This is a genomic window from Flavobacterium sp. (assembly GCF_044361065.1).
Lineage (GTDB): Bacteria > Bacteroidota > Bacteroidia > Flavobacteriales > Flavobacteriaceae > Flavobacterium.
The window spans coordinates 1-7,782 of the sequence record NZ_JBIKJI010000103.1; the positions used below are offsets into that span (position 1 = coordinate 1).

Sequence of the window (7,782 nt, forward strand, 5' to 3'; positions counted from 1 at the left end):
GAACACACATACATTTGCAACGTCTTCAGGAGTTCCACCACGTTTTAAAGGAATAGATTCTCTCCAACCTTTTACAACATCTTCATTAAGTTTAGCTGTCATTTCAGTTTCAATGAAACCTGGAGCGATAGCATTACAACGAATATTACGTGAACCCAATTCTAATGCGATAGACTTTGTAAAACCAATCATACCTGCTTTAGATGCGGCGTAATTTGCTTGACCTGCATTTCCTTTTACTCCTACTACACTACTCATATTTACGATAGAACCAGCACGATTTTTAAGCATAACTTTTTGTACCGCTTTAGTCATATTAAATACCGATTTTAAATTGATATTCATTACCGCATCAAAATCTTCTTCAGACATACGCATTAATAAATTATCTTTAGTAATCCCAGCGTTATTTATTAAAATGTCGATATTTCCAAAATCAGCCATTACGTCATCTACTAATTTTTGCGCTTCGTTAAAATCTGCCGCATTTGATTTATATCCTTTAGATTGAATTCCTAAAGCATTTAATTCGTTTTCTAATGCTAACGCCGATTCTGCAGAAGAACTATATGTAAAGGCAACATTTGCTCCGTTTTGTGCAAAAACTTTAGCAATTCCGCTTCCAATTCCTCTACTTGCACCAGTAATAATGGCTACTTTTCCTTCTAATAATTTCATACTTTTCTATTTAAATGATATACGTTCTTATAAAAGTCAAATATAATAATAATTTAAAGCAATAAAAATTTCTTTTACATTAAACCTTTTTGTTTATTTTTGGTCTAAACAGAATTAACCAAAACAAAAAGCCTATGAAAGCCTTCAAAATCTTACCATTTTTAGCAATTGCTTTTTCAGTAGTTTCCTGTAATGATTCTAATGAAGATAGCTACACTGCTATTACAGAATCCTACCCTGCTGTACAAGCAGAATTTGGAAATTCAGTTGATTTAAATAATTTAGCCAATTATGCAAACCAAACCGTTCCAGCCTATATTACTAAAAATAATAGTGCGTTAAATCCTATTTCAAATAAAGGCGCTACTTTAGGAAGAGTTTTGTTTTACGATAAGAAATTATCCTCGAATAATACTATTTCTTGTTCAAGTTGTCACAAACAATCAGTTGCTTTTGGAGATGATTCCGTTACGAGTACAGGAGTTAACGGAACTACTGGACGCCATTCTATGCGATTAATCAATACGCGTTTTGCCACAGAATCTAAATTCTTTTGGGACGAGCGTGCCGCATCTTTAGAAGTTCAAACTACTATGCCGATTAAAGACCACGGAGAAATGGGATTTAGTGGCACTAATGGCGATTTAAATTTTAACGCTTTAGTAACAAAATTAAGTGCTATAAATTATTACAAAGAGTTATTTAAATTTGTATATGGATCAGAAGAAATTACAGAAACTAAAATTCAATTTGCTTTAGCACAATTTATTAGAAGTATTCAATCATTCGATTCTAAATACGATATTGGAAGAGCAACTGCACCAAACGACGGAGCACCTTTTACTAATTTCACAGCACAAGAAAATCAAGGAAAAAACTTGTTTTTAACACCTCCAACTTTTAATGCTTCTGGAGTTAGAACAGCTGGCGGAATGGGTTGTGCAGGTTGTCATAGAGCGCCTGAATTTGATATCGATCCTAACTCAAGAAACAATGGGATAATAGGTAGTTTAACTGGAACAGGTATTGACATTACGAATACCAGAGCGCCTTCTTTAAGAGATTTAGTAAAAGTAGATGGAACTACAAACGGACAAATGATGCATACAGGAGTAATTACTTCACTTCAACAAGCTATTGGTCATTATGGTACGATAAATATTGCACCAGGAAATACCAACTTAGATCCAAGATTAAGACCTGGTGGAAATGGACAACAATTAAATTTAACCGCAACAGAAGTAAATGCAGTTATAGCCTTTTTAAGAACCTTGTCTGGTACCGATGTATATACGAATACCAAATGGTCTAACCCTTTTAATTAAAACAAAAAATCCCGCTCTAAAATATTCAGAGCGGGATTTTTTTTATCTATTTATTTTTTAGAAAGCTACATTCCATTTTGGAAGTGTACCGTTGTCTTTTAAAAAACTTTGTAAAACAGTCGCTTCAACAAATGTTGGAATGCTTTTTGTTTTTCCTGTAAAAGTTTCATACCATACTACTTCTAAAGCTGTAATTTCTTCTTTTTTCATTTGTGCAGGCCAAGAATATTTTCTCCCAGTTTTAGCAAATTGATGTCCGTTTACAATTTTATCGTATAAACCGCCACTTTTCACTTTCAACGTACCATCATTCTGAACGGTGCCTGTAGAACCTACCATAATTAATTGTCTTTCTTCGTTACTGGCGTCATAAACCAAGAAAACACCGCTTGCACCATCAGGCGCATTACAAACCTCTTCTAAGTTCAAATCCGTTGTAAATAAAAAACTATTTGTTGATTTGTATTTCTTTAATTCTTTTTCCATTTTTATTTTATTTGTCACTCAGTCGTATTACTAAGTGAACTTGATTAGTATAAGTAATAAAAGCTCCATAAAAGGAGCTTTTATTATTATGTATTTTAAATACAGGAAATTATCCCATAATTTCTTTTACTTTTTTTCCAATTTCTGCTGGAGAATCTACTACGTGGATACCACATTCTCTCATAATGCGTTTTTTAGCTTCAGCCGTATCATCTGCACCACCTACAATTGCACCTGCGTGTCCCATTGTTCTTCCTTTTGGAGCGGTTTCACCAGCGATAAAACCAACAACTGGTTTACGATTACCATCTGCTTTTACCCATTTAGCAGCATCAGCTTCTAATTGACCACCGATTTCACCTATCATAATGATACATTCTGTTTCAGGGTCGTTCATTAATAATTCTACAGCTTGTTTAGTTGTAGTTCCAATAATTGGATCTCCACCAATACCAATTGCTGTAGTAATTCCTAAACCTTGTTTTACAACTTGGTCAGCTGCTTCGTAAGTTAATGTTCCTGATTTAGAAACAATACCAACTGTTCCTTTTTTGAATACGAAACCTGGCATAATACCAACTTTAGCTTCACCTGGAGTAATTACTCCCGGACAGTTAGGACCTACTAAACGACAGTCTTTACCTTGAATAAAATCATATGCTTTAATCATATCTGCAACTGGAATTCCTTCCGTGATACAAATAATTACTTTAATTCCTGCATCAGCAGCTTCCATAATCGCATCTGCAGCAAAAGCTGGCGGTACAAAAATGATTGAAGTATCTGCTCCAGCTGTTTTAACAGCGTCTTTAACCGTATTAAAAACAGGTCTATCTAAATGCAATGTACCACCTTTACCTGGAGTCACACCACCTACTACATTTGTACCATATTCAATCATTTGAGAAGCGTGAAACGTTCCTTCACTTCCTGTAAATCCTTGAACTATAATTTTTGAATTTTTATTTACTAAAACACTCATGAGGTTATTTGTTTTTTAAAAGTTGAGCAAAAATAAGTTTTTTGCCAGTAATAAATTAATTTTTTTATACTTTTTTTTCTACTATTTTGCTAATTTGGTATCCATTTGGTTTTTCAAACAAATAGATAGAAAGCACTATTTTTATTTTGAAGTGTTTTTCAAAGTTTCTAAAATCTCAGGAATACGTTTAATGTTAGCCAATTGCTTTAATTTTTCGCGAGATTCCTCAATTGGTGTTCCAAAATAAGATTTTCCACCTTCAACAGATTTTGTTACTCCGGTTTGCCCCATAATTACTGCTTTCGCACCAATAGTTATACCGCTGGTGGTTCCTACTTGACCCCAAAGTGTTACCTCATCTTCAATTATTACACAACCTGCAATTCCGGTTTGGGAAGCAATTAAACATTTTTTTCCAATAATGGTGTCGTGTCCTACATGAACCTGATTGTCAATTTTAGTACCTTCACCAATAGTAGTATCGCCTGTTACGCCTTTATCAATAGTACAAAGCGCACCAATTCCTACATTGTTTTCTATGACTACTCGTCCACCAGAAAGCAATTGATCAAAACCTTCTGCACGTTTTTTATAATAAAAAGCATCGGCACCTAAAATAGTTCCTGCATGTATAATTACGTTGTCACCAATTACAGTATTATCGTAAATGGAAACATTCGAATGAATCAAACAATTTTTACCAATTTGAACTTGATGTCCTATAAAACAATTGGGTTGAATTACAGTTCCTTCTCCAATAGTAGCTGTTTCTGAAATAGAAACATTTGAAAACTGAAAAGGTCGAAAATAGTTGGTTAAAATATTAAAGTCTCTAAAAGGATCATCCGAAATTAATAATGCTTTTCCTTCTGGGCATACTACTTCTTTATTGATAAGTACAATTGTAGCTGCAGATTGCAACGCTTTATCGTAATATTTTGGATGGTCTACAAAAACAATATCGCCAGGTGTTACCACATGAATTTCATTCATACCATGAACTGGAAAATCATCCGCTCCAACATAGTTAGAATTGATGATTTCGGCAATTTGTTTTAAAGTATATGTTTTGTTAAATTTCATTTGTATTGTAAAAATCGAAAATAAAAAAAGTGAAAAGTTTCTACTTCTCACTTTTTGCATATTACTAAATTATACGCGCTCCATGTATTTTCCTGAAGCTGTATCAATTTTAATTTTATCACCCTCATTAATAAACAAAGGCACATTAATTGACGCTCCTGTTTCTACAGTTGCAGGTTTAGTAGCGTTTGTAGCTGTATTTCCTTTTAATCCTGGTTCGGTATAAGTAACTTCTAAAATTACAGAAGCTGCCATATCAACAGAAAGTGGTAAATCAGTTTCTGTATTGATTTGAATCATTACATTTTCGCCTTCTTTTAATAAATCTGGTGCATCTAAAATATTTCTATTTAGTGTTATTTGCTCAAAAGATTCGATATTCATAAAGTGAAAATCATTTCCTTCTGGATATAAAAATTGGTACGTTTGCGTTTCTACACGAACTACATCTATTTTATGTCCTGCAGAAAACGTATTGTCTAATACTTTTCCGTTGGTTAATGATTTTAATTTTGTTCTTACAAACGCAGGACCTTTACCCGGTTTTACGTGTAAGAATTCGATGATTTTATAAATATCGTGGTTAAATTTAATACATAACCCATTTCTAATATCTGATGTACTTGCCATTTTATTTTGTTTTTATATAATATTTTTATTAATCTCAAAAATAGTTAAAACTATTCACTTTTATTAAATTTTACATTTATGTTCTAAAAATTTTGCCACGAATTTCACGAATTTCCACAGATTAATTCGTGCTAATTTGTGTAATTTGTGTAAAAAAAAATAATTCACACAACTGTTCAAACTTTTTGTTTGCCAACTAAATCTATGTTTTTAAAGTTCTAGTGGTTTAGTTTTTTTTTAAACGCTTCCTGTATAGCCTTTCATGATTCCGCGAGAAGAATTTCTAATGAAATCTAAAATCTCATCTCTTTCTGGAGTCGCTTCCATTTCGGCTTCAATAATACTCATTGCTTGAGACGTATTGTAGTTTTTTTGGTATAAAATTCGGTATATATCTTGAATCTCTCTTATTTTTTCTGTGGTAAACCCTCTTCTTCTTAATCCTACAGAATTAATACCCACATATGATAAAGGTTCTTTTGCTGCTTTTGAAAAAGGTGGCACATCTTTTCTTACTAAACTTCCACCAGAAACCATCGCATGGTCACCAATAGAAATAAATTGATGCACTGCCGCTAAACCTCCAATTACTGCGTATTGACCAACTGTAACATGCCCAGCTAACGCTACACCATTTACAATAATAGCATTGTCGCCAATCATGCAATCGTGTGCAATGTGTGCGGTTGCCATAATAAGGCAATTTTTACCAATTACTGTTTTTCCAGCCGCCACGGTACCTCTATTAATAGTAACACATTCTCTAATTGTAGAGTTATCACCTATTATTGCTAAAGAATCTTCACCACCAAACTTTAAATCTTGTGGTACGGCAGAAATGACTGCTCCTGGAAAAATATTACAATTTTTACCAATTCTTGCGCCTTCCATAATGGTTACGTTAGAGCCTATCCAAGTTCCTTCTCCAATTTCCACATTATTATGAATGGTAGTAAACGGATCGATAACTACATTTCTTGCAATTTTTGCTCCTGGATGAACGTATGCTAATGGTTGATTCATATATTTATTTTATTTTATTTTATTTTATGTCCGACTGTTTAAAGGTATTTGTAACACATCTAAACAAAGGATTCTTTATTTAATCGTTTTTTACTTTTACAATTTGTGCCATTAATTCGGCTTCCGAAACTAATTTTCCGTTGGCATATGCATAGGCTTGCATGTGGCAAATTCCTCTTCTAATAGGTGTTATTAATTCGCATTTAAAAACGATGGTATCACCTGGTAACACTTTTTGCTTGAATTTTACATTATCTATTTTCATAAAGAAGGTAAGATAATTTTCTCCCGTTTGTGCCATAGCTTCAACTTGTAATACACCAGGCATTACAGGCGCACCAGGAAAATGCCCTACAAAGAAAGGCTCGTTCATGGTTACGTTTTTCAAGCCCACTACATGAGTTTCAGATAACTCTAAAATTTTATCTACTAATAAGAATGGTGGTCTGTGTGGTAACAAATCCATAATTCCGTGAATATCAAGTACTGGATCCTTATGTAAATCATAAACTGGAATTTGATTTTTTTCTTCCAATTTGATAATTTTTGAAACTTTTTTAGCAAATTGAGTGTTTACAAAATGCCCTGGTTTGTTTGCAATTACCTTTCCTTGAATTCTTCTTCCAATAAGAGACAAATCACCCACTATATCTAATAGTTTATGACGTGCTGCTTCGTTTGGATGATGTAACGTTAAGTTATCTAAAATTCCGTTTTCCTTTACAGAAATATGTTCTTTATTGAAGGCTTTTTTCAAATTTCCCATAGTTTCGTCAGAAATTTCTTTATCTACGTAAACTATAGCATTATTTAAATCGCCACCTTTAATTAATCCGTTATTTAATAACGCTTCTAATTCATGTAAGAAACTAAATGTTCTACATTCTGCTATTTCCGATTTAAAATCAGAAATGTTTTTCATGTTTGCATTTTGTGTTCCTAATACTTTTGTGCCAAAATCAACCATTGCAGTTACGCAATAGCTATCGCTTGGTATTATTGTAATTTCGCTTCCTGTTGCTTCATCTAAATATGAAATTACATCTTTTACAACATATATTTTTCTTTCAGCTTCTTGTTCAACACAACCTACTTTTTCTAATGCTTCTACAAAATATTTTGAAGAACCATCCATAATAGGCAATTCAGAAGAATTTAATTCAATTATCACATTGTCTAAATCGCAACCTACTAAAGCTGCCAAAACGTGCTCAGGTGTTTGAATCATGACACCTAATTTTTCTAAATTAGTACCACGTTGTGTATTTACTACATAATTGGCATCTGCTTCAATAATTGGGCTTCCTTCTAAATCGACACGTACAAATGTAAAACCATTGTTTATGGGTGCAGGTTTAAAAGTCATTGTCACTTCCTGACCCGTATGAAGTCCGACACCTTTTAAAGAAATTTCGCTTTTTAGAGTTGTTTGTTTTAACATGATTTTATATATTATTCTTTTTTAATTCTTCTATTTCATTAACTATTTTAGGTAAATTTCTAAAGTGTACGAATGACTTTGCAAAATCGCCATAATTAAATGCTGGGCTACCTTGTACAACTTCTCCGTCTTTT

The 7,782-nt window shown here is 33.0% G+C and carries 8 protein-coding genes and 1 pseudogene; 1 reads left to right on the forward strand and 8 read right to left on the reverse strand.

Annotated elements, in window-relative coordinates; genetic code table 11:
* Positions 1–678: 3-oxoacyl-[acyl-carrier-protein] reductase (fabG, locus tag ACIQ11_RS07185; RefSeq protein ID WP_396153998.1), on the reverse strand; the 678-nt coding region annotated here is incomplete at its 3' end.
* A gap of 134 nt (positions 679–812) precedes the next feature.
* On the opposite strand from fabG, the gene ACIQ11_RS07190 reads away from it, so the two are divergent.
* Positions 813–2,003 (forward strand): cytochrome-c peroxidase, encoded by a 1,191-nt coding sequence (locus tag ACIQ11_RS07190; protein ID WP_396153999.1) that lies wholly within the window; start codon positions 813–815, stop codon positions 2,001–2,003.
* Between the two features lie 57 nt (positions 2,004–2,060).
* Here the strand turns inward: ACIQ11_RS07190 and ACIQ11_RS07195 are convergent, their stop codons facing one another.
* The 7 genes and pseudogenes from ACIQ11_RS07195 to ACIQ11_RS07225 form a co-directional block, all read right to left on the reverse strand.
* Positions 2,061–2,489 carry a hypothetical protein gene (locus tag ACIQ11_RS07195; protein WP_396154000.1) on the reverse strand — a complete coding sequence of 143 codons (429 nt, stop codon included), beginning with the start codon at positions 2,487–2,489 and terminating at the stop codon, positions 2,061–2,063.
* 109 nt (positions 2,490–2,598) lie between these two features.
* Positions 2,599–3,471 (reverse strand): succinate--CoA ligase subunit alpha, encoded by an 873-nt coding sequence (gene sucD, locus ACIQ11_RS07200; RefSeq protein WP_291242445.1) that lies wholly within the window; start codon positions 3,469–3,471, stop codon positions 2,599–2,601.
* A 141-nt stretch (positions 3,472–3,612) separates the two neighbouring features.
* On the reverse strand, positions 3,613–4,554 hold the full coding sequence (locus tag ACIQ11_RS07205; protein ID WP_396154001.1) for a UDP-3-O-(3-hydroxymyristoyl)glucosamine N-acyltransferase: 942 nt from the start codon (positions 4,552–4,554) through the stop codon (positions 3,613–3,615).
* A 69-nt stretch (positions 4,555–4,623) separates the two neighbouring features.
* Positions 4,624–5,184 (reverse strand): elongation factor P, encoded by a 561-nt coding sequence (gene efp / locus ACIQ11_RS07210; RefSeq protein ID WP_353076493.1) that lies wholly within the window; start codon positions 5,182–5,184, stop codon positions 4,624–4,626.
* Between the two features lie 237 nt (positions 5,185–5,421).
* Positions 5,422–6,207, reverse strand: coding sequence for an acyl-ACP--UDP-N-acetylglucosamine O-acyltransferase (gene lpxA, locus ACIQ11_RS07215; protein ID WP_291242448.1), 786 nt, complete (start codon positions 6,205–6,207; stop codon positions 5,422–5,424).
* Between the two features lie 79 nt (positions 6,208–6,286).
* Positions 6,287–7,648: a bifunctional UDP-3-O-[3-hydroxymyristoyl] N-acetylglucosamine deacetylase/3-hydroxyacyl-ACP dehydratase gene (locus tag ACIQ11_RS07220; RefSeq protein WP_396154002.1), complete on the reverse strand. Its 1,362-nt coding sequence runs from the start codon at positions 7,646–7,648 to the stop codon at positions 6,287–6,289.
* 4 nt (positions 7,649–7,652) lie between these two features.
* Positions 7,653–7,782 (reverse strand): annotated as a pseudogene (locus ACIQ11_RS07225) (UDP-3-O-(3-hydroxymyristoyl)glucosamine N-acyltransferase); the annotation flags it as partial.